Here is a 22,723-nt window from a genome sequence, read left to right as displayed (position 1 = left end):
GAATCGTCAAACCGGTCACGCCCAACCAGCGCACCTCAACAAGATCGTGTTACGAGCTCTTACTACTGGGCAGTTCTGGCATTCCAGCACGTCAGGGTGTGCTCGTCCAAACACTCGGAACCGAAGATTCCGGGTGATGTAAACCGCAGATAAAACGGAACATAAAGAACGAGCCCCGCCAAAAGACGGGGCTTTTGTGAGCACAGCGGCATCAGACGACCGCGTCGCGTGGTGGCCTCACTCGATATCTCTGTCGAAACGTTATGAACACTGAGGCCGACCGTGTCAAACGACACAGCCGGCTCCAATGCGTCTACGACAACTTTCGTACGGCGTTGCCGACTTGGGTACCGAGCCTTCCGGAACGCCATGCGCAGGGCGGGCCCTACCGCAGGCGCGCCATCAAGGCGTGCTCGACGAGCGTGATCAGAGCACTCTTGGCGTCCGAACGATGCCGGGCGTCCGTCGTGATGATCGGTGCGTCGGGTCCGATCTGCAGAGCCTCGCGCACCTCTTCGGGAGTGTAGGGCTGATGCCCGTCGAAGCCGTTGAGGGCGATGACGAACGGCAGTCCGCTGTTCTCGAAGTAGTCGACCGCCGGGAAGCAGTCGGCCAGGCGGCGGGTGTCGACCAGGACGACGGCGCCGATCGCGCCGCGTACCAGGTCGTCCCACATGAACCAGAAGCGGTCCTGACCCGGTGTACCGAAGAGGTACAGGATCAGGTCCTGGTCCAGGGTGATACGGCCGAAGTCCATGGCCACCGTGGTGGTGGTCTTGTCCCCGGTGTGGGTGAGGTCGTCGATGCCGGCGCTCGCGGACGTCATCACGGCCTCGGTGCGCAGCGGGTTGATCTCGGAGACGGCACCCACGAACGTGGTCTTGCCGACGCCGAAACCACCCGCCACTACGATCTTCGCGGAGGTGGTCGCCCGCCCTCCGTCAGAGCTTGCGAAGTCCACTGAGCACCCTTTCGAGCAGTGTCACGGCCGGAGCGCCACCGTTGCTCTCGTCGCCACCAGGCTGGTGGATCGCGACGAGTCCGGCCTCCGCGAGGTCCGCGACAAGAATCCGTGCCACGCCCAGGGGCATGGAGAGCAGAGCCGACACCTCGGCCACCGACTTCACTTCACGGCAGAGGTGGCAGATCCGCTGGTGCTCGGGGAGCAGCCCCATGAGCGCTGCCGGATCGGCCGTGGTGCTGATCAGTGCCTCTATGGCGAGCTGGTAGCGCGGCCGGGTCCGGCCGCCGGTCATCGCGTACGGACGTACCAGCGGCTGGTCGCCCTCATCCTCGTACGAATGAGCGTACGGATCATGAGAAGCGGTGGGCGGGGTCATGGATCCTCCGGGCGGGACAGCAAGTCGGTCAGTCGTGCCGTCTGACGGGGCCGGTGGGGGGAGGGCGGCCGGACGGTTTTTCCTGTATTCGGTAGAACCTTGCTAGTGGAGCAGGCTGCCCTGGAGCTCTGCCCGCAGATCCGGTGTGAGCACGGCGCCCGCACGGTCCACAAGCAGAGCCATCTCGTATCCGACGAGGCCGATGTCGCAGTCCGGGTGAGAGAGGACCGCGAGGGAGGACCCGTCCGAGATGGACATGAGGAAGAGGAAACCCCGTTCCATCTCGACGACCGTCTGGGCCACCGTGCCGCCCTCGAAGATGCGTGAGGCGCCGGCGGTCAGGGACGTCAGTCCGGAGGCAACGGCCGCGAGCTGGTCGGCGCGGTCGCGCGGGAAGCCCTCGGACATTGCCAGAAGGAGTCCGTCGGCGGAAACGACGACGGTGTGGGACACCCCGGGGGTGTTGTCAACGAAGTTGGTGATCAACCAGTTGAGGTTCTGTGCCGCCTGGCTCATCTGGCTCAACTAACGCTCCTGCTGGTGAGTGGGGCTGGGGAAGCTGCCGGTCTGGCCGGTACCGGCCTGGCGCCCCTGCTGAATGCCCCTACGAAGATTGGTCAGCCGTCCGCGTACGTCATCGGGCGCACGCGAGACCTGCGGACCGCTTTGGTGCTGTTGCTGCTGCTGAGCCGTTCCCGCGACAAGGTTCGCGCGGGGGACCCGGCGCGGCAGACCCGAGACGGTCACGCCACCCGCGGAGGGCTGGCGTACCCGCTCGGCCTGACGGCCGAGTTCGTCATTGGGGGTGGTCCGCCAGGAGGAGGCGGAAGCGCCGGCGGGTGCCGGACGCTGCGGGGCCGCGGGAGCCTGTGCGGGCTGCTGCGGCGTCTGCTCGTTCTGGGCGCCGTCGCCGCCCTGAGCCTGGTTGAACCAGTTGGTTTCCAGGGTGTCGTACAGCGGTGTACGTCCGTCGCCGGGACTCGTCGCCGGCGGCAGTTCCCAGCCGTCGTTCGGACCCCGCACCTCGTCGGGCCGCTGGGCGGCGGCCCTGTTGTCCGGCTCCGGGGGGAGCGCGGGACGGCGGCGCGTCTGCGGGCGCTGCTGCGACGGACGGTTGCCGTTGGCGGGCCGCTCGTACTGCCCGGTGCCACCGTCCTGCCGCTCGCCGTAGCCCTGCGCCGGGTACTGCCCGGTGTCCTGCTGGGCCGGCGCCGCGTACTGACCGTTGGCGTTGGTTCCGGTGTCGTAGCCGTTCGGGGCGTACTGCGCCGGGTCCTGGCGGTTGTACTGGCCGCCCGCCTGCGGGTTCTGTCCCGCACCGGAGTGGTTCGGCGAACCGAACACATCCGTGCGGACGAACTGTCCGTTGTCCTGCGGCGCGTTCGTGCCGGGACGCGGGGCGTCGTAGTCGGGCCGCTGGAACTCGGCGGTGGACGCGGGCCCACCCTGCCGGTCGTCGATCCGCGGCATCTGCGAGGTGACGTCCGGCTCCTCGTGGCCGCGCGGGGCGTCCGGCGAGGAACGCGGCACCGGCGGCTGCGCGTTGTCGTCGCTCCAGCTGGGCACCCGCGGCTGCGGGTTGCCGCCCGGCAGCTCTGCGCGCGGACCGCCGCGGGGCGGCAGCTGCGGAGACTGCTGCTGGGGGCGACGGCCCTGCTCACCGTTGCCGGCCGGCCGCTGCTGGGACTGCTGCGGGGAACCCGGGCCGCGATTGCCGCCCATGGTGTCCTGGCGTCCGCCGCCGAACAGGTCCTGCTGACCGCCCGAGGCGTTCCCGAAACCGTTGAAGCTCTGCTGGGCACCGGCGCCCGCGGGAGCCGGCCTGCCCTGCGGGGGATACGGGGGCTGCTGCGGGGACTGCTGGTTGCGGCCCCCGTTGGGAGCACCCGGCGCACCCGGACCACCGGGACGGCCGCCCGCCTCGGGCCTGGGCAGTGCGGCCCGCGGAGCGGAACCCGCGCCGACCTGGCCACGCTGCGGCGGCGGGTTCAGCCGGCCACCGTTGCCGGCGCCCTGGCCGCCCTGCGCACCCGTACCGAGGGCGGGACCGCTTCCGGCACCGCCCCGGCGGGCCGCCGCGACACCGGCCGCGGCCTGCGCCGCCGCCGGACCGCCGACGGCGGGAGCACCCTGGCCCTGCTTGTTGCCCGGAACCTTCTTGCCGCCCTGGGCGACGTCGACCGGCAGCATGACCAGCGCGGTCGTACCACCGGAGTCGGACGGGCGGAGCTGGATGCGGATGCCGTGCCTCTGCGACAGCCGGCCGACCACGAACAGACCCATGCGGCGCGAGACCGAGACGTCCACGGTGGGCGGCGAGGCGAGCCGCTCGTTGATCGCCGCGAGGTCCTCGGGCGAGAGGCCGATGCCGGTGTCGTGGATCTCGATCAGTACGCGGCCGTCGGGCAGCGCGTGACCGGTGACCTTGACCTTGGTCTGCGGGGAGGAGAACGACGTGGCGTTCTCCAGCAGCTCGGCGAGCAGGTGCACGAGGTCGTTGACCACGCGGCCGGCGACCTCGGTGGTGGGCACCGAGGAGAGTTCGATGCGCTCGTACTGCTCCACCTCGGACGCGGCGGCGCGGAGCACGTCGACCAGCGGGACCGGGCGGGTCCAGCGTCGGCCGGGCTCCTCACCGGCGAGGACCAGGAGGTTCTCACCGTTACGGCGCATGCGGGTCGCGAGGTGGTCGAGCTTGAACAGCGAGGACAGCTGGTCCGGGTCGGCCTCGCGGGACTCCAGTTCGGAGATGAGCGAGAGCTGACGCTGGATGAGGCCCTGTGAACGGCGCGAGAGGTTGGTGAACATCGCGTTGACGTTGCCTCGCAGGAGGGCCTGCTCGGCGGCGAGTCGCACAGCCTCGCGGTGCACGTCGTCGAAGGCCGCGGCCACCTGGCCGATCTCGTCCTTGGAGTGCACACCGACCGACTCGACGGACGTGTCGACGTCCTGCGGGTCGGACTCGGAGAGCTGCTTGACCAGCTCGGGCAGACGGTCCTGGGCGACCTTCGTCGCGGTGTCCTGCAGCCGGCGCAGCGAGCGGATCATCGAGCGGGCCACCACGAAGGCGCCGACCAGCGACACACCGAGCACCAGCAGGATCAGCGCACCGGAGATGATCGCTTCCTGCTCGGCCTCGTTGCGCAGCTCGCGGGCCTTCTGCTCCATCTGGTTGAGGAGCGTCAGCTCGATCTTCGACATCTCCAGGATCTTGGCGGAGTCGGCGTCCACCCAGTCCAGGTACGAGCGCTTGGCCTGCAACTGCAGACCGTTGTTGCGCTGCAGGACGCGCGACAGGTAACCGTCGGCGTCCTTGATGGTCGGGCTCGGTTCGTCGAGCGGCTTGGTGAGCTGGTCGGCGTTGCCCTCGTAGATGTTGGCGAAGCTCGTGAGTTCGAACTTCTGGTTCTCGAAGGCGGAGAGGCCGTACTGCCGGTCGTTCGGGGAGAGCTCACCGAACGTCTTGTTCGTGGCGGGCAGAGCCGCGGCGATGATCGCGCGCTGGACCGACGCGTACTCCTTGGCGGTGGAGAACGCCGCCAGGGCGCGGGTGCGCTGGATCATCTCCGGGTTGCTGGTCGCCTCGGCCATGTCCTGCGAGAGACCGAGCAGCTGCTCGATGAGGCGGTGGTACGCCTCGACCGACTGGGACGAGTTGTCCTCGTCCTGGAAGGCGTTGTTGCGGACCTTGTTGAGGGTGTTCAGCTGGGTGGCGATGGCCACCACGTTGTCGCGTACACCGTCGAGGTTCTCGTTGTTGTCCGCGTCGTCGAGCTCGTGGGTGCCTTCCAGGAAGGCGGCACGCGCACGGTCCGTCTTGTCGCGGAGACCCTTGATCGTGACGTCGCTGGCCTTGGTGCCGTTGGCGAGCGGACCGGCCGACTTGTCGCGCTCCGTCTGGAGCGCCGCGGCGAGCTCGGTCGCCTGCTTCGTCATGTCGGTCAGCAGCTTCATGTTCTCGAGCTGCTGGATCTCGTCCATCGTGTCGCTGATGCGCAGGGCGCCCAGCGAGGTGGCCGCGACCACGGGCAGCGCGAGCAGCGAGACCAGACGCGTGGAGATGCGCCAGTTGCGCAGGGCTATGCGCGAGCCGGGGCCATTGGGGGCCTTCGCGCCGGCTTTCGGCGGCGCGGGAGTCGGGGTGCCGGGAGCACCGTTCGCCGCGTTCGGACCGCCCTTGCCCTGGGCGCCCTTGGGCGCACCGGGCCGCGAGGAGCGGTCACCGCTGTTGCCGGCCTGCGCCGGTCCCGGGTTCTGGGCGTGCTGGGGCGAGGAGCCGACTGCCCTGGGGCCAGTCCCGCCTTGCGGCTCCGGCTCCGCCGAAGCGCTGCCATCCCTCTTGAAACGTCCCTGCACTAGCGTCGCAACCTCTGGACCAGGCGCCCCTCCGCGTGAACGGCGGGACGGTGTCGGCGTCTTGGGAGCGCCCTGAACGCGCTCCCATGGTGGTCGTGAGTGACCGGCGCAGGTTCCCCTTTCCCGCCGCCACTCGGCGCTGCGTTGCGCCCCTGCGCGCCGGGTCGTTCCTGCGGCGGTCCGAGGAATTCCAGCACAGTGCCGGATCTCCAACAAGGCCCATGGGTCATGCTGTGACCTCCGTGACGCGTTGTGAGGGCAGCGTCACGAGACGTAGAAAGTGACCTCATCCATATCGGACACAAAGGGACGAGACCTTCATGAGGGAGGGGTGTCCCAGTCGCCATGATCAGGAGCGGAATGATGTCTTCCGTGACGCAATGTCCGTTTGGTGGCCTGAGGGCGGTGGTCCGGATTGGGTCAAATGTCCAGGGGTAAGTGAGGAAACTCACACGACGATCACGTCGTCTTCACAGCTTCGACGGGGAAGCGCATGTTTAGCCTGACGCTTTACAGGGATGGCAAATCCGACAACCCGCGCCTACGCGACGGTTCACGAACCCGCCGGCGCCACGATGGAACAGGGCCTGTAACCCCAGATGAAGACGACGATGACCTTCCTCAACATAGCCAACCCGCGACGCACCACCCTGGCGCACCTCGAAGACGCCGAGGAACTGCGTACGCCGGAGCGGGAGGGGCACGCCGTCGAGCTCCCCGCGCAGACCGCCAACCCCCGGCGCACGATCCTGATGGACGTCCCGGTCGCGGCGGGCGTCACCGAGTAGCCACTCCCCCCGGCGGGCCCCGGCCCGTAATGCGCGAGGCGGCCGCCCCTTGCCGCGTTAGCCTGGAGCATCAGACTCCGGCCAGCTCAGTGAGGGGCGCAAGGACACCGTGCGCATCGCCAGGTTCTCCATCGACGGCAACGTCGCGTTCGGTGCGGTCGAGGGCGAGAGCCCTCCTGGATCGACCGACGGCCTCGTGCTCGACATCATCAAGGGCATCCCGTTCGCCGACTTCGAGCTCTCCGGGACCAAGGTCCCGCTGAGCAAGGTCCGCCTCCTGCCGCCCGTCCTCCCGAACAAGGTCGTGGCCTTCGGCCGCAACTACGCGGAGCACGCCAAGGAGATGGGCGGCGAGGTGCCCGACGCCCCGTTCGCCTTCTTCAAGCCCTCCACCTCGGTGATCGGCTCAGGCGACGACATCGCGTACCCCTCCTTCACCGAGGAGCTGCACCACGAGGCCGAGCTGGCCGTGGTCATCGGCCGGATGTGCCGCGAGGTCCCGCGCGAACGCGTCAAGGACGTCATCCTCGGCTACACCTGCGCCAACGACGTCACCGCACGCGACGTCCAGCGCCGCGAGAAGCAGTGGGCCAGGGCCAAGGGCTTCGACTCCTCCTGCCCGCTCGGCCCCTGGGTGGAGACGGACCTCGACCCGTCCGACCTCACCATCCAGTGCACGGTCAACGGCCGGCAACGCCAGCTGGGCCGCACCAGCGAGATGATCCACTCCATCGAGGATCTGATCGTCAACATCACCGAGGCCATGACGCTGCTCCCCGGAGACGTCATCCTCACGGGCACCCCCGCAGGGGTCGGCCCCCTCAGTGACGGCGACGAGGTCGCCGTCACCATCGAAGGCATCGGCACTCTCACCAACAAGGTTGTCAAGCGTGGCTAGCGCATCCGACCCCGCCGTCCGAGTACGTTTCTGTCCCTCCCCGACCGGCAACCCCCATGTGGGCCTGGTCCGCACGGCCCTCTTCAACTGGGCGTACGCCCGCCACACCGGCGGTACGTTCGTCTTCCGCATCGAGGACACCGACGCGGCCCGCGACTCCGAGGAGTCGTACGGGCAGCTGCTCGACTCGCTGCGCTGGCTGGGCTTCGACTGGGACGAGGGCCCCGAGATCGGCGGCCCGCACGCCCCGTACCGGCAGTCGCAGCGCATGGACCTCTACAAGGACGTCGCCGACAAGCTCCTGGACGCCGGCCGCGCCTACCACTGCTACTGCTCGACGCCCGAGCTGGACGCCCGCCGCGACGCCGCCCGCGCCGCCGGCAAGCCGTCCGGCTACGACGGCCACTGCCGCGACCTCAGCGCCGAGCAGAAGAGCGCGTACGAGGCGGAGGGCCGCACGCCCATCGTGCGTTTCCGCATGCCCGACGAGCCGATCACCTTCACGGACCTGGTCCGCGGCGAGATCACGTACCTCCCCGAGAACGTGCCGGACTACGGCATCGTCCGCGCCAACGGTGCCCCGCTCTACACGCTGGTCAACCCCGTCGACGACGCCCTGATGGAGATCACCCACGTCCTGCGCGGCGAGGACCTGCTCTCCTCCACCCCCCGCCAGATCGCCCTCTACAAGGCGCTGACCGAGCTGGGCATCGCCAAGGAGACCCCGGCCTTCGGCCACCTCCCCTACGTGATGGGCGAGGGCAACAAGAAGCTCTCCAAGCGCGACCCCGAGTCCTCGCTGAACCTCTACCGGGAGCGCGGCTTCCTCCCGGAGGGCCTGCTGAACTACCTGTCCCTGCTGGGCTGGTCGCTCTCGGCGGACCGCGACATCTTCTCCATCGAGGAGATGGTCGCCGCCTTCGACGTCTCGGACGTCAACCCCAACCCGGCGCGTTTCGACCTCAAGAAGGCCGAGGCCATCAACGCGGACCACATCCGCCTGCTGGACGTGAAGGAGTTCGCCGAGCGCTGCGCCCCCTGGCTGAAGGCCCCCTTCGCCCCCTGGGCGCCGGAGGACTTCGACGCGGCCAAGTGGGACGCGATCGCCCCGCACGCCCAGACCCGCCTCAAGGTGCTCTCCGAGATCACCGACAACGTCGACTTCCTGTTCCTGCCGGAGCCGGCCGTCGACGAGGCGTCCTGGACGAAGGCGATGAAGGAGGGCTCGGACGCTCTCCTCACCACGGCCCGCGAGAAGCTGGACGCCGCGGACTGGACCTCCGCCGAGTCCCTCAAGGAGGCCGTGCTGGCCGCCGGTGAGGCACACGGCCTGAAGCTCGGCAAGGCGCAGGCCCCGGTCCGCGTCGCCGTCACCGGCCGCACGATCGGCCTGCCGCTCTTCGAGTCCCTGGAGATCCTGGGCAAGGAGAAGTCGCTGGCCCGCATCGACGCGGCGCTGGCGAAGCTGACCGCGTAGGCGTCGCACAGCGCATGTAGTCGCGCAGCGCATGTAGTGCGTGTAGTGCAGGTAAGGGGCGGCATCCAGTTCGGATGCCGCCCCTTCGGCGTACACGGATCCGACACCCGGAGTTCATCCTTCCTGCCAACTCCGGCTCTCCCGGCCCGCATTGGATGGTGCACGCGCACGTGATGCGTGTGTTCACCATGTTTCAGGGGAGGGAAACGTGATCCGTTCACGAAGACTTGTGGGACTCGCTCTGGGCGGGGCGCTCGCGCTGTCGGGGACAGTGCTGACCGGGCCGGCCCAGGCCGCGCCGAACGCGGACACGCCGGTCGCCACCACACAGCTGAACCAGGTCAAGCCGACCGAGGTCCGGCTGCGATGGGCGGGGGCCTCCGGATTCCAGTACGAGATCGGCTGGCTCTCGAACCCCCTGTGGGCCGAGTTCCCGGGCGTCACCCCTCCCGGGCACGCGGGCCCGGACGACCTGGCCACCGGCACCGACGTCGTGCTCACCAGCAGGTCGGGCAGCACCGTCGGCCAGAAGCACCGCTCCACCGGCGTGACCGCCACGGTCACGATCCCGGCGGGCCAGACGTACCGCGGCATGTCCGGCTGGAGCGTGCTCACCCAGGACGCCGAGGGTGGCCCGCACGTCCTGCGGGCCACCACCGACGGCGCGACCACCGACCTCCCGGTCACCGGCCTGCCGTCCGGCGCGCGGCCCGGCGCGTACACGACCGGCGGCTCGGTCCGCCGGCTCGCCGTCACCTACACCCTGGACGGCGTCACCTCGGTGGGCCTCGTCGACCTCGCGGACGGCACGTTCCGCACCTACGTCGAGGGTTCCGGCGGCACGCCGGACGTCCACTTCAACGACAACTGGGTCCTGGTGGACCGTAAGGCGGTCCGGGTGGACTCGGCGCCCGGCACCGAACCCGCCGCGGTGAGCTTCCCCTACAAGCCCCTCGCGGTCGTGGGCGACCAGGTCCTCAGCGGCCACCCCGAGTTCACCTCCTCGGACGCCGACCTCGCGCTCACCGCCGTCTCGCTCACCACCGGCGCCAGGCGCACGGTCCTCGACCACGCGGACGGGACCGCCGTGGCGACCCAGGACGGCGGACTGCTCGTCGACGCCGGGAAGCTGAGCACCGACCGGCACGTGTACCGCGTCCTGCCCACCGCGGACGGCGACGTCTCGGCCCAGCCGGTCTTCACCGTCCCGGCCGGCCGCGCCCAGGTGGACGGCCTGGCCCTCGCGGGCGGCGAACTGCTGATGTTCGGCAGCGCCGTTCCGGCCGGCTGGGACGCCCTGTACGCGGTCCCGCTGGACACCGAGGGAAAGCCCACCGGCCGCCAGGAGCGCCGCAGCCCGTACGTCGCCTCCTCGCCCTGCCTCGGCGGCGACGCGGCCTGCCCCCAACTGGAGGCCCTCGGCGACGGCCGCTTCGCCTACCTCTCCACCGGTACGGACGGCAAGGAGTCCGTGCACGTGGCCGGGCTCAGCACCGACACCTACAGCGCCGAACCCACCGGCGACTCCGGCGGCCGGCTCGGCACCGGCACCGGCCGGTACGTCCTCTACAACGGCGGCTCGGCCGGTGTGCAGAAGGTCGCGGACTTCCCGCGCGGCGCCGACGGCGGGACCGCGCTGAACCGCACCCGCAGCGCCGCCGCGGTCTGGGGCCAGCGCCTGTGGACCCCCGGCACCACCCAGGGCAGCGTCGTCGGCCACGACCTCAAGTCGCGGACGAACGTGGCCACCGTCGCGACCGGCGCCCCCTGCGTCCCCAGCGAGATCCAGGCCGTCAACACCTGGCTGTACTGGACGTGCGGCACGGCGGGCCCCGCCGGTGTGTACGACCGCGCCACGGGCCGGAGCGTCACGGTTCCGGCAGGCTCGGCCCGCCTCGCCGACGGCTATCTGGTCCGCGAGAACCGCACCACCCACGAACTGCAGCTCACGGACTTCCACACCGGTACGGCGACGACCAGGACCGTGGCCGTGCTGCCCACCGCCGACGAGAACACCGGCGGTCACACGGGCCGCTGGGCCGTCGACCGCTTCGGCGGCAACATCGCGTACCTCACCGCCGACGGCCGGGTGGCCCTCGTCACCGCGGGCGTCCCCACCTCGCCGCTCGCCGTGATGGAGACGCAGGCCGAACCGCAGGCGGGCCCGACCATCGCGAACCCGTGGCAGCCCGTGTGGCAGCTCAGCAAGCCGTCCACCTGGACCCTGACGCTGAGCAACAGCTCCGGCACCACCGTCCGCACGCTCACCGGCGCGTCGACGGCCGCCGCCGTCCGCCCGTCCTGGAACGCGGCGAACACCGCCGGGGCCCGGGTGCCCCGGGGCACGTACACCTGGAAGCTCACCGCCGAGCCGCGCGACGGCCAGGGCGCGCCCCTCACCCAGACCGGCACGACGACGGTCGACTGACGCCCGCGGGCCCCGGGCCTCCGGCAGGGAGCGGCGCCGGAGGTACCGTCGGACCATGACGATCCGAGCCGTGCTGTGGGACGTGGACACTGCATTGTTCGGGGGACGACCCCCGAGCCCCCAGCAGGGAGCGGCGCCGGAGGTACCGTCGGACCATGACGATCCGAGCCGTGCTGTGGGACGTGGACGACACCCTCTTCGACTACACCACGGCTGACCGGGCCGGGATGCGCGGGCACTTGACCGCCGAGGGCCTGCTCGACGGATTCGCGTCCGTCGAGCAGGCCCTCGACCGCTGGCGCCGGCTCACCGACGAGCAGTGGGCGAGGTTCGCGGCCGGCACGGTGGACTGGGAAGGCGGGCGCCGGGACCGGGTGCGGGCCTTCCTGGACCGGCCCCTGACCGACACGGAGGCGGAGGACTGGTTCGTCCGTTACCTCGGTCACTACGAAAGGGCCTGGGCGCTGTTCCCGGACGTCCTGCCCGTCCTCGACCTCCTGGCGGGCAGCCACCGCCACGCGGTGCTCTCCAACTCCAGCCTGCGTGTCCAGGACCACAAACTGCGCGTCCTCGGCGTACGGGACCGCTTCGAATCGGTGCTGTGCGCGGCCGAACTGGGCGTCTCCAAACCCGCCGCCGAGGCCTTCCACACGGCCTGCGACGCCCTGGAACTGGCACCGCACGAGGTCGCGTACGTCGGGGACCACCCGGAGATCGACGGGCGGGGCGCGGCCGACGCCGGCCTGTTCTCCGTCTGGATCGACCGCACGGGCATGAGCGCGGTCACACCCCCCGCTCCGGACGCCGCACCGGGCCCGCCCGCCGATCCGCTCTCCGGCCTGCGCCGGATCGTCTCGCTGGCCGAACTCCCCGCGATCCTCCGGCCCGATACCCGTTTTGGAGCGCCGTCCACCTTCGGGTAATGTTCTTCCTGCGCCGCCGGAGTGCGGGTCGAAAGGCCACAGGCCGGAGGCGCAAGCTAAAACAAAATCCCCATGGGGTTGAGTTTCAGTGGCCTATGGTGTAATTGGCAGCACGACGGTTTCTGGTTCCGTTAGTCTAGGTTCGAGTCCTGGTAGGCCAGCTCGCAGAGCTTATCTGCACAAGCAGAGACCAGCTCTGCAAGGCCCCCGTTGTGTAGCGGCCTAGCACGCCGCCCTCTCAAGGCGGTAGCGCCGGTTCGAATCCGGTCGGGGGTACAGATCCTTCTCAGGGGGACAGTCCGGGTCGCACCCGCTGTCTCTCATGCAGGATCGCTAGGGCCCCCGTTGTGTAGCGGCCTAGCACGCTGCCCTCTCACGGCAGTAGCGCCGGTTCGAATCCGGTCGGGGGTACGGAGTGGTCTAGACCACTATTGGGCTATGGTGTAATTGGCAACACGACGGTTTCTGGTTCCGTTGTTCTAGGTTCGAGTCCTGGTAGCCCAGCTGGATCACTTGTGATCCTCGCCCCCGTTGTGTAGCGGCCTAGCACGCTGCCCTCTCACGGCAGTAGCGCCGGTTCGAATCCGGTCGGGGGTACAGAGAAGAAGCCCTCCCCATCAGGGGAGGGCTTCTTTCGTGCCCGGGGCCATGGTCGTCAGGACAAGTAACTCCGGCCGTTCGCTGCGGCGTTGAAGCGATCGGCCGGGGGAGTCGAGGTACGGGCGGTCGAGGTACGGGCCGTCGGTGCGGAGGGTGTCAGCTGGTGCGGCGCAGCGCTTCCGACAGGCGCGCGGCCGCGTCGATGATCGCCTGGGCGTGCATCCGGCCCGGGTGGCGCGTCAGCCGCTCGATCGGTCCCGACACCGAGACGGCGGCGACCACGCGGTTCGAGGGCCCGCGCACCGGCGCGGAGACGGACGCGACGCCCGGCTCCCGCTCACCGATCGACTGGGCCCAGCCCCGGCGCCGTACGCCCGACAGGGCCGTCGCCGTGAAGCGGGCGCCCTGGAGGCCGCGGTGCAGGCGCTCCGGCTCCTCCCAGGCCATCAGGATCTGGGCCGAGGAACCGGCTTTCATCGTGAGGGTCGAGCCGACCGGGACCGTGTCCCGCAGGCCCGAAAGGCGCTCCGCCGCGGCGACGCAGATACGCATGTCGCCCTGGCGGCGGTAGAGCTGCGCGCTCTCGCCCGTGATGTCGCGCAGATGCGTGAGCACCGGGCCCGCCGTCGCGAGGAGGCGGTCCTCACCGGCCGCCGCGGCCAGCTCGGCCAGCCGGGGACCGAGAATGAAACGGCCCTGCATGTCACGCGCCACCATCCGGTGGTGTTCAAGTGCCACGGCGAGGCGATGTGCCGTGGGCCGTGCCAGTCCGGTCGCCGCGACCAGTCCCGCGAGGGTGGCCGGACCGGACTCCAGTGCGCTCAGGACAAGGGCTGCCTTGTCCAGAACGCCGACGCCGCTACTGTTGTCCATGAAACGATACTCGCGTCTCACTCTGTGAAACGCAAGTTCAATTTTCCGTGGAACGCGCCACCCTGATACGTACACGGCCCGTGGACCGACGGGCCTGGCGGAAGACGTCCGGTACGGGGGGTACGGGCGCAGGCCGCACCGGAAATCTCTAGTTGGGCCGGCGCCTCACAGGCCGGCCGGAGGGAAAGCGATGGGTAGGACACTCGCGGAGAAGGTCTGGGACGACCACGTCGTCCGGCGCGCGGAGGGCGAGCCCGACCTTCTCTTCATCGATCTGCACCTGCTGCACGAGGTGACCAGCCCCCAGGCCTTCGACGGCCTCCGTCAGGCGGGGCGCCCCGTGCGTCGTCTCGACCTCACCATCGCGACCGAGGACCACAACACCCCCACCCTCGACATCGACAAGCCCATCGCGGACCCGGTCTCCCGGGCCCAGCTGGAGACGCTGCGCAAGAACTGCGCCGACTTCGGCGTGCGCCTGCACTCGCTGGGAGACGTCGAGCAGGGTGTCGTCCACGTCGTAGGACCGCAGCTGGGCCTGACCCAGCCCGGCACCACGGTCGTGTGCGGTGACTCCCACACCTCCACGCACGGCGCGTTCGGCGCGCTGGCGTTCGGCATCGGCACCTCCCAGGTCGAGCACGTGCTGGCCACCCAGACGCTGCCGCTGGCCCGCCCGAAGACCATGGCCATCACGGTCGACGGCGAACTGCCCGAGGACGTCACGGCCAAGGACCTGATCCTGGCGATCATCACCAAGATCGGTACGGGTGGCGGCCAGGGCTACATCCTGGAATACCGCGGCTCCGCCATCGAGAAACTCTCGATGGAGGCCCGCATGACCATCTGCAACATGTCGATCGAGGCCGGCGCCCGCGCGGGCATGATCGCCCCCGACGAGACCACCTTCGCGTACATCGAGGGCCGTGCCCACGCCCCCGAGGGCGAGGACTGGGACGCCGCCGTCGCGTACTGGAAGACCCTGAAGTCGGACGACGACGCGGAATTCGACGCGGAGGTCGTCATCGACGCCGCCTCCCTCGCGCCGTTCGTCACCTGGGGCACCAACCCCGGCCAGGGAGCACCGCTTTCGGCGGCCGTCCCCGACCCTGCTTCGTACGAAGACGCTTCGGAGCGCAACGCCGCCGAAAAGGCCCTGGAGTACATGGGGTTGACCGCCGGACAGCCGCTGCGGGACATCAAGGTCGACACCGTCTTCGTAGGTTCGTGCACCAACGGCCGTATCGAGGACCTGCGCGCCGCCGCGGCGATCGTCGGAGGCCGCAAAGTCGCCGACGGCGTACGCATGCTGGTGGTCCCCGGCTCCGCGCGCGTCGGTCTGCAGGCCGTCTCCGAGGGTCTCGACCTGGTCTTCAAGGAGGCCGGCGCCGAATGGCGGCACGCGGGCTGCTCGATGTGTCTGGGCATGAACCCCGACCAGCTGGCTCCCGGTGAGCGCTCCGCGTCCACCTCCAACCGCAACTTCGAGGGCAGGCAGGGCAAGGGCGGCCGTACGCACCTGGTGTCGCCGCAGGTCGCCGCCGCCACGGCCGTACTGGGCCATCTGGCGTCCCCCGCCGACCTGTCCGACGCCGACGTCCGCACGCCCGCTGGAGTCTGAGAACCATGGAAGCATTCACCAAGCACACCGGCCGGGCGGTCCCGCTGCGCCGCAGCAACGTGGACACCGACCAGATCATCCCCGCCCACTGGCTCAAGAAGGTGACCAGGGACGGCTTCGAGGACGGGCTCTTCGAGGCCTGGCGCAAGGACTCGTCCTTCATCCTCAACCAGCCCGAGCGCGCGGGCGCCACGGTCCTGGTCGCGGGCCCCGACTTCGGCACCGGCTCCTCGCGCGAGCACGCCGTGTGGGCCCTGCAGAACTACGGCTTCAAGACCGTCATCTCGTCGCGCTTCGCGGACATCTTCCGCGGCAACTCTCTCAAGAACGGCCTGCTCACGGTGGTTCTGGAGCAGAAGATCGTGGACGCGCTCTGGGAGCTGACGGAGAAGGACCCCGAGGCCGAGATCACGGTCGACCTGGAGGCCCGTGAGGTGCGCGCCGAGGGCATCACGGCCGCCTTCGAGCTCGACGAGAACGCCCGCTGGCGGCTGCTGAACGGGCTGGACGACATCTCCATCACCCTGCAGAACGAGGCGGACATCTCCACGTACGAGGCCAAGCGGCCCTCCTACAAGCCGCGGACCGTGCAGGTCTGACCGGATCCCGCTGACCGGATCCCGCTGAGCGGATCCTTCTGGTCGGAGCCGGATCCGCACGGCGGATTCCAGCCAGGCAACAGGCCTCTGTACCCCCAATCGTGGACGGTTGGGGGTACATCCGTGTCTGCCTCCGGAAGGGGTGTTCCGGCCTTTGTGATTGGCCTCAACTGCCCTTGTTTCAAGGGTCCTTGCTGGGGTAGCCGAACCCCGGCAGAGCCTTGTGCGGAGGTGCGCGGGAGGCCCTCGGGAGGCGGTAGTTACCCCCTGCGCAGGCGACAACTCGCCCCAGATGGCACAATCTGTGCATGGAACACGACGGCCAACTCGACCTCTATGCGGCAGTCGCGTCCCAACTCAAGGAAGCGCACACATCGGTGCGCGCACTGCAAGTCCCGGAGGGCGTACGGATGGCGCTGACCCGGAAGCTGCTGGTCATTACGGCCGTGGCCAAACACGATCTCGCCGATGCGACAAGGCGTCTGGAGCGGTTCACGACGGACCTCGACGAGGGCCGAATCCCCGAAGAGGAACGCTGAGGAACTTGGGCAGCGCCCCAGTTCGTTGCGGCACAAGGGTGATTAGCCCGTTTCGTGTTTGATTTGCGGTATATATCTGCCTAACGTGCGAAAAAGCTTGAACACTTTCGTTCTGGCAATGTCTCCGAAGGGGAAGACGTGAACAAGGCGCAGCTCGTAGAAGCGATTGCCGACAAGGTCGGCGGGCGTCAGCAGGCCGCTGACGCGGTCGACGCCGTACTGGACGCCGTGGTGCGTGCAGTTGTCGGCGGGGACCGGGTCTCGGTCACCGGCTTCGGTTCCTTCGAGAAGGTGGACCGTCCGGCCCGTTACGCCCGTAACCCGCAGACCGGAGAGCGGGTTCGGGTCAAGAAGACCTCCGTGCCCCGTTTCCGCGCGGGCCAGGGCTTCAAGGACCTGGTGAGCGGCTCGAAGAAGCTCCCGAAGAACGACGTCGCGGTCAAGAAGGCTCCCAAGGGCAGCCTGAGCGGTGGCGCTTCCGCCACGGTCAAGAAGGCCGCGGCCAAGAAGGCCACCACCGCCAGGAAGGCGACGGGGGCGGCCGCGAAGAAGACCACGGCCGCGGCGACGACCCGCAAGGCGACCGCGGCGAAGAAGACCTCGTCCGCGGCGGCGAAGAAGACCAGCGCCACGGCCAAGAAGACGACCGCCAAGAAGACCTCGGCGACCGCGAAGAAGACGTCGTCGTCGGCGGCCAAGAAGACCACCGCCAAGAAGGCGGCGGCGAAGAAGGCCCCCGCGAAGAAGGCCGCGGCCAAGAAGGCGCCGGCCAAGAAGTCGGCGGCCCGCACGACCACCACCGCCAAGAAGGCCACCGCCCGCAGGTAGACAGGGGCGCAGGGCATAAACGCGCCGGGCCGGGCTCCCACGGGGGAGCCCGGCCCGCGGCGTTTTCACCAGCCCTGGAAGCCCCGTCTCAACAGGCCTGCTTCAGAAGCCCTGCTTCAGAAGGTCTGCCTCAGAAGGTCTGCCTCAGAAGGTCTGCAGGGTCACCAGCGTGATGCGGCGGTCGTCCTTCCCGCCCTCGCTCCCGGCCTCGCCCTCGACCTCGATCCGTACGCGCTGGCCCGGACGGAGCAGTCTGAGGCCGCCTTTGTCGAAGGCCGGGGCGTCGAAGGGGACGGGAGTGCCGTCGTCCAGCAGCACCTGGCCGGAACGGGTCTCGGGGTCGTATGTGTACGCGGTCGCCTGCATGGGGGAAGGGTATGCGGTTCCCCGCGCCCCTGTCGGGGCTCAGGCCGCTTTGAGGCGTTCCGCGGCTGCCGCCGTACGTGGGCCCACGCCCAGGGTCAGGGCCGCTCGCAGGTCCGCGCCCGTGTCCACGTCCTGGCGTACGGAATCCACCGCGGTCAGCACGAGTTCCGTGGCGCCCGATGCGCGATGGCGCGCGCGGGAATCCGTTCCGAAAGCGGGAAGCAATTCGTGGCCTGGCGACGCGCCCAGGAGAGTGGTGCCGATTTGGGCGGCATCGGAGAGGAAAGCCCGGGGGAATTCGGCGGCGGCCGTGAGGACCCGGGCCAATTCGAGAGGGCGCAGAGCGGGCAGATCCGCGTTCAGGGCGGCCAGCGGAGTGTGCGGGTTTGCGGTGCGCACGACAGTCGCCGCGTGCCGCAGAGCGGCGTTCAGACCGCCCCCGGGCTCGTCCGGGACGATCCGGGCACCCAGGGCCGCCAGCTCCCGCCCGGCCAGCGCGTCGCCCGTGACTACGGCCACATCCGCGACTTCCGGGCAGGCCAGCGCCGCGGCCACCGTGTCCTGTGCGAAGGCGAGGGCGAGCCCGGGACGCAGACCGTCGGCCGCGGTGTCCGAGAGCCTGCTCTTCGCCCGCGCAAGGGCTTTGAGGGGTACGACCATGATCCATTGCACGAGCGTTTCGTCCCTCCCTTGTCGCGCCCATTGTCCCCCGGACACCGGAGAGGGGCCGAGGCCGGGGCGTACGGTGTTCTCGACAGACCGGCGGCCCGGGGTGACACTTGTGCGGCCCCCAAGGCCCAAGAGGAAGGTGTTCGCGTGTCCCGCCGCAGAATCGGCTTCTGGTACCGCTTCTCAGCGGTCCTCGTCAAACCGCCGCTGGTGGTTCTGATCAAGCGGGACTGGCGTGGAATGGAGAACATTCCTGCTGATGGCGGATTTATCACCGCGGTGAACCATAATTCTCACGCCGATCCGTTCGCGTACGGGCACTTTCAGTACAACACCGGCCGGGTTCCGCGTTTCCTCGCCAAGAGCGGGCTTTTCAAGAGCGGTTTCGTGGGGACGATGATGCGGGGGACCGGGCAGATCCCGGTGTACCGCGAGAGTTCCGACGCGCTCAGCGCCTACCGGGCCGCGATCGACGCCGTGGAGCGCGGGGAATGCGTCGTCTTCTACCCCGAGGCCACCCTCACCCGTGACCCCGGCCTGTGGCCGATGACCGGCAAGACGGGTGCCGCGCGGGTCGCGCTGGAGACCAGGTGCCCGGTGATCCCGGTGGCCCAGTGGGGCGCCAACCACCTGCTGGCCCCGTACGCGAAGAAGCCCGACTTCTTTCCGCGCAAGACGCACCATGTGCTCGCGGGCCCGCCCGTGGACCTCTCGCGGTTCTACGGCAAGGAGATGACCCCGGACCTCCTGAAGGAGGCGACCGAGGTCATCATGGCCGCGATCACCGAGCAGCTGGAGCTGATCCGCGGCGAGAAGGCACCGGCCAAGCGGTACGACCCGCGTCAGGTGCGTATCGAGCAGCGGCGCAGGACACGGGAACAGGACGAGCAGGAAGCGCACGACGAGCACGACGCGCTGGGCGCGCGGGAAAGGACCGCGCGGGAAGCAGCCGTGCGGGACACGACCGAGGCAGAGCACGAAAAGGGGCACGGCAAGTGACGACATCCGGCAGGCCCGTCAAGGCGACCGTCTTCGGGACCGGATCGTGGGGCACCGCCTTCGGCATGGTGCTCGCCGACGCCGGCTGCGACGTGACGCTGTGGGGACGGCGGGCCGAGATCGCCGAAGCGGTCAACTCCACCCGCACGAACCCCGACTACCTGCCGGGCATCGAACTCCCGGAGAACCTGCGGGCCACCACGGACGCCGCCGAGGCCGCCCACGACGCCGACTTCACGGTCCTCGCCGTGCCCTCGCAGACCCTGCGCGGGAACCTCGCGGAATGGGCGCCGCTGCTCGCGCCCGGCACGGTGCTCGTCTCCCTCATGAAGGGCGTCGAACTCGGCTCCGCGATGCGGATGAGCGAGGTGATCGAGGACGTCGCGAAGGTCGGCGCCGACCGGATCGCCGTGGTCACCGGGCCCAACCTGGCCCGGGAGATCGCCGCCCGCATGCCGGCCGCCGCCGTGGTCGCGTGCAGCGACGAAGGCGTGGCCCAGCGGCTCCAGGCCGCCTGCCACACGCCGTACTTCCGGCCGTACACCAACACCGACGTGGTGGGCTGCGAGCTGGGCGGCGCGGTCAAGAACGTCATCGGCCTCGCCGTCGGCATCGCGGACGGCATGGGCCTCGGCGACAACGCCAAGGGGTCCCTCATCACACGGGGGTTGGCGGAGACGACCCGGCTCGGACTGCGGATGGGCGCCGAACCCCTGACGTTCTCCGGACTCGCGGGCCTGGGCGACCTCGTGGCGACCTGCTCCTCGCCGCTCTCGCGCAACCACACCTTCGGTACGAACCTCGGCAAGGGCATGACCCTCCAGGAGACCATCGCGGTCACCAAGCAGACCGCCGAGGGCGTCAAGTCCTGTGAGTCCGTACTGGACTTGGCGCGCCGGCACGGGGTCGACATGCCCATCACGGAGACCGTCGTCGAGATCGTCCACGAGGGCAAGCCGCCGGTCGTCGCGGTCAAGGAACTGATGTCACGCAGCGCCAAGCCGGAACGGCACTGAGCGACCCCGCCGCCGGCCGCTGACTCGGAGCCCTACCACCGGGTACTCTCAACCCGATATGAGCACCGAGAACCTTCCCCAGAGCCCTGAGCAGCCGCCTCGCAAGCCGCGCGTGGCCGTCGTCTTCGGCGGGCGCAGTTCCGAACACGGGATCTCCATGGTCACCGCCGGAGCCGTCCTGCGGGCCGTCGACCGGACCAAGTACGACGTCCTGCCGATCGGCATCACCCGGGAAGGCCGCTGGGTGCTCACGGCCGACGACCCGGAGCGGATGACGATCACCGAGCGTCGTACGCCCGACGTCGAGTCACTCGCCGAGTCGAGCGAGGGCGGCGTGATCCTGCCCGTCGACCCCGCCAACCGCGAAGTGGTCTACAGCGAGCCGGGTTCGGTGCCCAAGGCGCTCGGCGAGGTCGACGTCGTCTTCCCGATGCTGCACGGCCCGTACGGCGAGGACGGCACGCTGCAGGGTCTGCTGGAGCTCTCCGGTGTCCCGTACGTCGGCTCGGGTGTGCTCGCCTCGGCCGTCGGCCAGGACAAGGAGTACATGAAGCGGGTGTTCACCTCCTTCGGGCTGCCGGTCGGCCCGTACGTGGTGATCCGTCCCCGTGAGTGGGAGCAGGACCAGTCGGCGGCCCGCAAGAAGATCATCGACTTCGCGGGGGAGCACGGCTGGCCGCTCTTCGTGAAGCCCGCGCGCGCGGGTTCGTCGATCGGCATCACCAAGGTCGAGGACCTGTCCGGCCTGGACGAGGCGATCGCGGCGGCCCAGCACCACGACCCGAAGATCCTCGTGGAGGCGCTGCTGCGCGGGCGCGAGATCGAGTGCGGGGTCCTGGAGTTCGAGGACGGGCCGCGGGCCTCCGTGCCGGCCGAGATCCCGCCGGTGCAGTCGCACGCCTACTACGACTTCGAGGCGAAGTACATCGACTCGACGCCCGGTATCGTGCCGGCCCCGCTGACTCCCGAGCAGACCACCGAGATCCGGCGCCTGGCCGTCGAGGCCTTCGAGGCCGCGTCCTGCGAGGGTCTGGTCCGCGCGGACTTCTTCCTCACCGAGGACGGGGAGTTCGTGATCAACGAGATCAACACGATGCCCGGCTTCACGCCGATCTCCATGTACCCCAAGATGTGGGAAGCGACGGGGGTCCCGTACCCGGAACTGGTGGACCGCCTGATCCAGGCGGCGCTGCGCAGGCCGACGGGCCTGCGCTAAATCTTCTCGCTTTCAGGGGCGCGGGGTCCCGGGCACCGGCTTCGCTTCTCCGGGTGGGGCAGGGCCTCTGCTTTCAGGGGCGCGGGGAACTGCGCAACACCAGCCACGACGCACCCGCACCCGACAACGAACCGGCGGCGTACGAACCGGCCGGGGCCATCAGTCCGCGATCCCCGAAGGGATCTCCTTCTTGATGGCCTCGGTCAGGTCGACGAGAACAGAGGACGTGTCCCGCCCGGAGGGGACGGTCACCTCCACATACACGCGCCGCTGCGCGGAGGTGAAGCGAGTCACCCCACCCTCCCGCTTCTCCATCAGCCAGTCGATCCCGTTCACGACCCCGCCGATCGCCACAGGATCATCACCGTTGGCCACCTTGGGGTCCACCATCTTCGCGGGCCGCGACACCCCGCAGCGCAGTATGATCGCCGGGCTTCCCCAGCCCGCGGTCAGCGCTGACCGGGGCTCGGGATCCTCCCGATCGAGGCCGTCCACCTTCCGTGGCAACGACTTGTCCAGGTTCTGGCACAGCTTGGTGGCCTTGGCCCCCGGACTGGGAACCGAGGCCGGGATGTTGTCGTCTGCTGAGGAGCAGCCTGTGGCAGCGATCAGCAGGACAAGGGCGGGCAGCCCGACCAGAGAAGCACGCCGGTGACGGAAGAGGTCCACCGGCCCAGCGTAGACGGGGGCTACAGGTGCACGACCGGGCAGGTCAGAGTACGCGTGATGCCGTCCACCTGCTGGACTCGCGCGACCACCATGCGGCCGAGTTCGTCCACTGTGTCGGCTTGGGCCCGCACGATCACGTCGTACGGCCCTGTCACGTCCTCGGCCTGGATCACCCCCGAAATCTTGCTGATCGTCTCGGCGACGGTCGACGCTTTGCCGACCTCCGTCTGGATCAGGATGTACGCCTGTACCACGGAACCTCCAGGGCGGCCACGAGGATCATGTGGGGAAAAGGAACGCCACGGTATCGCGTCGCCGCACGCCACGGGGAGACCCGCGGGAGCGGGGGCTTGCGCGCCAGGGTGCACGGACCGCACAGGTTGACGGTTGATTCGACGGTACCGAGGTACGGGACGGCCCGCGACCGGGCGGAGGCGGGCCGCGGCGGGGCGAACGTGGTCCACGGCCGGGCGAACGCGGGAACAGAAGCGCAGCTGAGCGTCAACAGAAGCAGACAA

Annotated in this window: 21 protein-coding genes and 5 tRNA genes; 17 read left to right on the top strand and 9 right to left on the bottom strand. The window is 69.5% G+C overall.

The window, feature by feature from the left end:
• Nucleotides 1-385 precede the first annotated feature (385 nt).
• The 4 genes from IE278_RS24875 to IE278_RS24860 form a co-directional block, all read right to left on the bottom strand.
• Nucleotides 386-961, bottom strand: coding sequence for a GTP-binding protein (locus IE278_RS24875; RefSeq protein WP_055520027.1), 576 nt, complete (start codon nt 959-961; stop codon nt 386-388).
• Nucleotides 942-1,340, bottom strand: a complete 399-nt coding sequence (locus tag IE278_RS24870) for a DUF742 domain-containing protein (protein WP_055520025.1) — start codon at nt 1,338-1,340, stop codon at nt 942-944. The genes IE278_RS24875 and IE278_RS24870 overlap by 20 nt, the downstream gene beginning before the upstream one ends.
• A gap of 102 nt (nt 1,341-1,442) precedes the next feature.
• Nucleotides 1,443-1,856, bottom strand: a complete 414-nt coding sequence (locus IE278_RS24865; protein ID WP_055520031.1) for a roadblock/LC7 domain-containing protein — start codon at nt 1,854-1,856, stop codon at nt 1,443-1,445.
• Nucleotides 1,857-1,865: 9 nt separating this feature from the next.
• Nucleotides 1,866-5,696, bottom strand: a complete 3,831-nt coding sequence (locus tag IE278_RS24860) for a sensor histidine kinase (RefSeq protein WP_189775467.1) — start codon at nt 5,694-5,696, stop codon at nt 1,866-1,868.
• 599 nt (nt 5,697-6,295) lie between these two features.
• Here IE278_RS24860 and IE278_RS24855 point away from each other — a divergent pair.
• The 10 genes from IE278_RS24855 to IE278_RS24810 all read left to right on the top strand — a co-directional run bounded on the left by IE278_RS24855 (nt 6,296) and on the right by IE278_RS24810 (nt 12,807).
• A complete protein-coding gene (locus tag IE278_RS24855) occupies nt 6,296-6,484 on the top strand; it encodes a hypothetical protein (protein ID WP_189775466.1) in 189 nt (62 codons plus the stop codon).
• A 109-nt stretch (nt 6,485-6,593) separates the two neighbouring features.
• Nucleotides 6,594-7,382: a fumarylacetoacetate hydrolase family protein gene (locus tag IE278_RS24850; protein WP_189775465.1), complete on the top strand. Its 789-nt coding sequence runs from the start codon at nt 6,594-6,596 to the stop codon at nt 7,380-7,382.
• Complete coding sequence (gene gltX, locus IE278_RS24845) at nt 7,375-8,859, top strand: glutamate--tRNA ligase (protein ID WP_189775464.1); 1,485 nt, start codon at nt 7,375-7,377, stop codon at nt 8,857-8,859. The genes IE278_RS24850 and gltX overlap by 8 nt, the downstream gene beginning before the upstream one ends.
• A gap of 208 nt (nt 8,860-9,067) precedes the next feature.
• Nucleotides 9,068-11,287, top strand: coding sequence for a FlgD immunoglobulin-like domain containing protein (locus IE278_RS24840; protein WP_189775463.1), 2,220 nt, complete (start codon nt 9,068-9,070; stop codon nt 11,285-11,287).
• Nucleotides 11,288-11,442: 155 nt separating this feature from the next.
• Nucleotides 11,443-12,210, top strand: a complete 768-nt coding sequence (locus IE278_RS24835; protein ID WP_189775462.1) for an HAD family hydrolase — start codon at nt 11,443-11,445, stop codon at nt 12,208-12,210.
• 89 nt (nt 12,211-12,299) lie between these two features.
• Nucleotides 12,300-12,371: transfer RNA gene (locus IE278_RS24830), tRNA-Gln, on the top strand.
• Between the two features lie 42 nt (nt 12,372-12,413).
• Nucleotides 12,414-12,486: transfer RNA gene (locus IE278_RS24825), tRNA-Glu, on the top strand.
• 62 nt (nt 12,487-12,548) lie between these two features.
• Nucleotides 12,549-12,621, top strand: a tRNA-Glu gene (locus IE278_RS24820).
• A gap of 21 nt (nt 12,622-12,642) precedes the next feature.
• Nucleotides 12,643-12,714, top strand: a tRNA-Gln gene (locus tag IE278_RS24815).
• 20 nt (nt 12,715-12,734) lie between these two features.
• Nucleotides 12,735-12,807: transfer RNA gene (locus tag IE278_RS24810), tRNA-Glu, on the top strand.
• Between the two features lie 159 nt (nt 12,808-12,966).
• On the opposite strand, the gene ndgR is transcribed toward IE278_RS24810, so the two are convergent.
• Nucleotides 12,967-13,683: an IclR family transcriptional regulator NdgR gene (gene ndgR / locus IE278_RS24805; protein WP_107021936.1), complete on the bottom strand. Its 717-nt coding sequence runs from the start codon at nt 13,681-13,683 to the stop codon at nt 12,967-12,969.
• Nucleotides 13,684-13,873: 190 nt separating this feature from the next.
• Here ndgR and leuC point away from each other — a divergent pair, with 190 nt between their 5' ends.
• The 4 genes from leuC to IE278_RS24785 all read left to right on the top strand — a co-directional run bounded on the left by leuC (nt 13,874) and on the right by IE278_RS24785 (nt 17,270).
• Nucleotides 13,874-15,304 carry a 3-isopropylmalate dehydratase large subunit gene (gene leuC / locus IE278_RS24800; RefSeq protein ID WP_189775461.1) on the top strand — a complete coding sequence of 477 codons (1,431 nt, stop codon included), beginning with the start codon at nt 13,874-13,876 and terminating at the stop codon, nt 15,302-15,304.
• 5 nt (nt 15,305-15,309) lie between these two features.
• Nucleotides 15,310-15,903: a 3-isopropylmalate dehydratase small subunit gene (gene leuD / locus IE278_RS24795; RefSeq protein WP_189775460.1), complete on the top strand. Its 594-nt coding sequence runs from the start codon at nt 15,310-15,312 to the stop codon at nt 15,901-15,903.
• Nucleotides 15,904-16,211: 308 nt separating this feature from the next.
• Nucleotides 16,212-16,442 carry an SCO5555 family protein gene (locus IE278_RS24790; RefSeq protein ID WP_107021933.1) on the top strand — a complete coding sequence of 77 codons (231 nt, stop codon included), beginning with the start codon at nt 16,212-16,214 and terminating at the stop codon, nt 16,440-16,442.
• A gap of 138 nt (nt 16,443-16,580) precedes the next feature.
• Nucleotides 16,581-17,270: an HU family DNA-binding protein gene (locus IE278_RS24785; protein ID WP_189775459.1), complete on the top strand. Its 690-nt coding sequence runs from the start codon at nt 16,581-16,583 to the stop codon at nt 17,268-17,270.
• Between the two features lie 144 nt (nt 17,271-17,414).
• Here IE278_RS24785 and IE278_RS24780 read toward each other — a convergent pair whose 3' ends face one another.
• Together IE278_RS24780 and cofC are read right to left on the bottom strand one after the other, a co-directional pair.
• Nucleotides 17,415-17,636 (bottom strand): hypothetical protein, encoded by a 222-nt coding sequence (locus IE278_RS24780; protein WP_189775458.1) that lies wholly within the window; start codon nt 17,634-17,636, stop codon nt 17,415-17,417.
• 39 nt (nt 17,637-17,675) lie between these two features.
• Complete coding sequence (cofC, locus tag IE278_RS24775; protein ID WP_189775457.1) at nt 17,676-18,308, bottom strand: 2-phospho-L-lactate guanylyltransferase; 633 nt, start codon at nt 18,306-18,308, stop codon at nt 17,676-17,678.
• A gap of 144 nt (nt 18,309-18,452) precedes the next feature.
• Here cofC and IE278_RS24770 point away from each other — a divergent pair, with 144 nt between their 5' ends.
• From IE278_RS24770 to IE278_RS24760, 3 genes are read left to right on the top strand one after another with little or no spacing between them, the layout of a single operon-like run.
• Nucleotides 18,453-19,304: a lysophospholipid acyltransferase family protein gene (locus IE278_RS24770; protein ID WP_189775456.1), complete on the top strand. Its 852-nt coding sequence runs from the start codon at nt 18,453-18,455 to the stop codon at nt 19,302-19,304.
• The gene (locus tag IE278_RS24765) at nt 19,301-20,320 is read left to right on the top strand and encodes an NAD(P)H-dependent glycerol-3-phosphate dehydrogenase (protein ID WP_189775455.1); all 1,020 of its coding nucleotides are present in this window, start codon (nt 19,301-19,303) and stop codon (nt 20,318-20,320) included. The genes IE278_RS24770 and IE278_RS24765 overlap by 4 nt, the downstream gene beginning before the upstream one ends.
• Before the next feature lie 58 nt (nt 20,321-20,378).
• On the top strand, nt 20,379-21,536 hold the full coding sequence (locus IE278_RS24760) for a D-alanine--D-alanine ligase family protein (protein WP_189775454.1): 1,158 nt from the start codon (nt 20,379-20,381) through the stop codon (nt 21,534-21,536).
• Between the two features lie 159 nt (nt 21,537-21,695).
• Here the strand turns inward: IE278_RS24760 and IE278_RS24755 are convergent, their stop codons facing one another.
• Together IE278_RS24755 and IE278_RS24750 are read right to left on the bottom strand one after the other, a co-directional pair.
• Entirely contained in the window at nt 21,696-22,205 is a 510-nt protein-coding gene (locus tag IE278_RS24755; protein WP_189775453.1) for a DUF3515 domain-containing protein, read from the bottom strand.
• 20 nt (nt 22,206-22,225) lie between these two features.
• The gene (locus IE278_RS24750; RefSeq protein WP_107021925.1) at nt 22,226-22,459 is read right to left on the bottom strand and encodes an Lrp/AsnC ligand binding domain-containing protein; all 234 of its coding nucleotides are present in this window, start codon (nt 22,457-22,459) and stop codon (nt 22,226-22,228) included.
• Between the last annotated feature and the right edge of the window lie 264 nt (nt 22,460-22,723).

The organism is Streptomyces tauricus, assembly GCF_014650955.1.
Taxonomy (GTDB): domain Bacteria; phylum Actinomycetota; class Actinomycetes; order Streptomycetales; family Streptomycetaceae; genus Streptomyces; species Streptomyces tauricus.
Note: the sequence above shows the minus strand (reverse complement) of the source record. Positions and strands in the feature narration are given on the sequence as shown.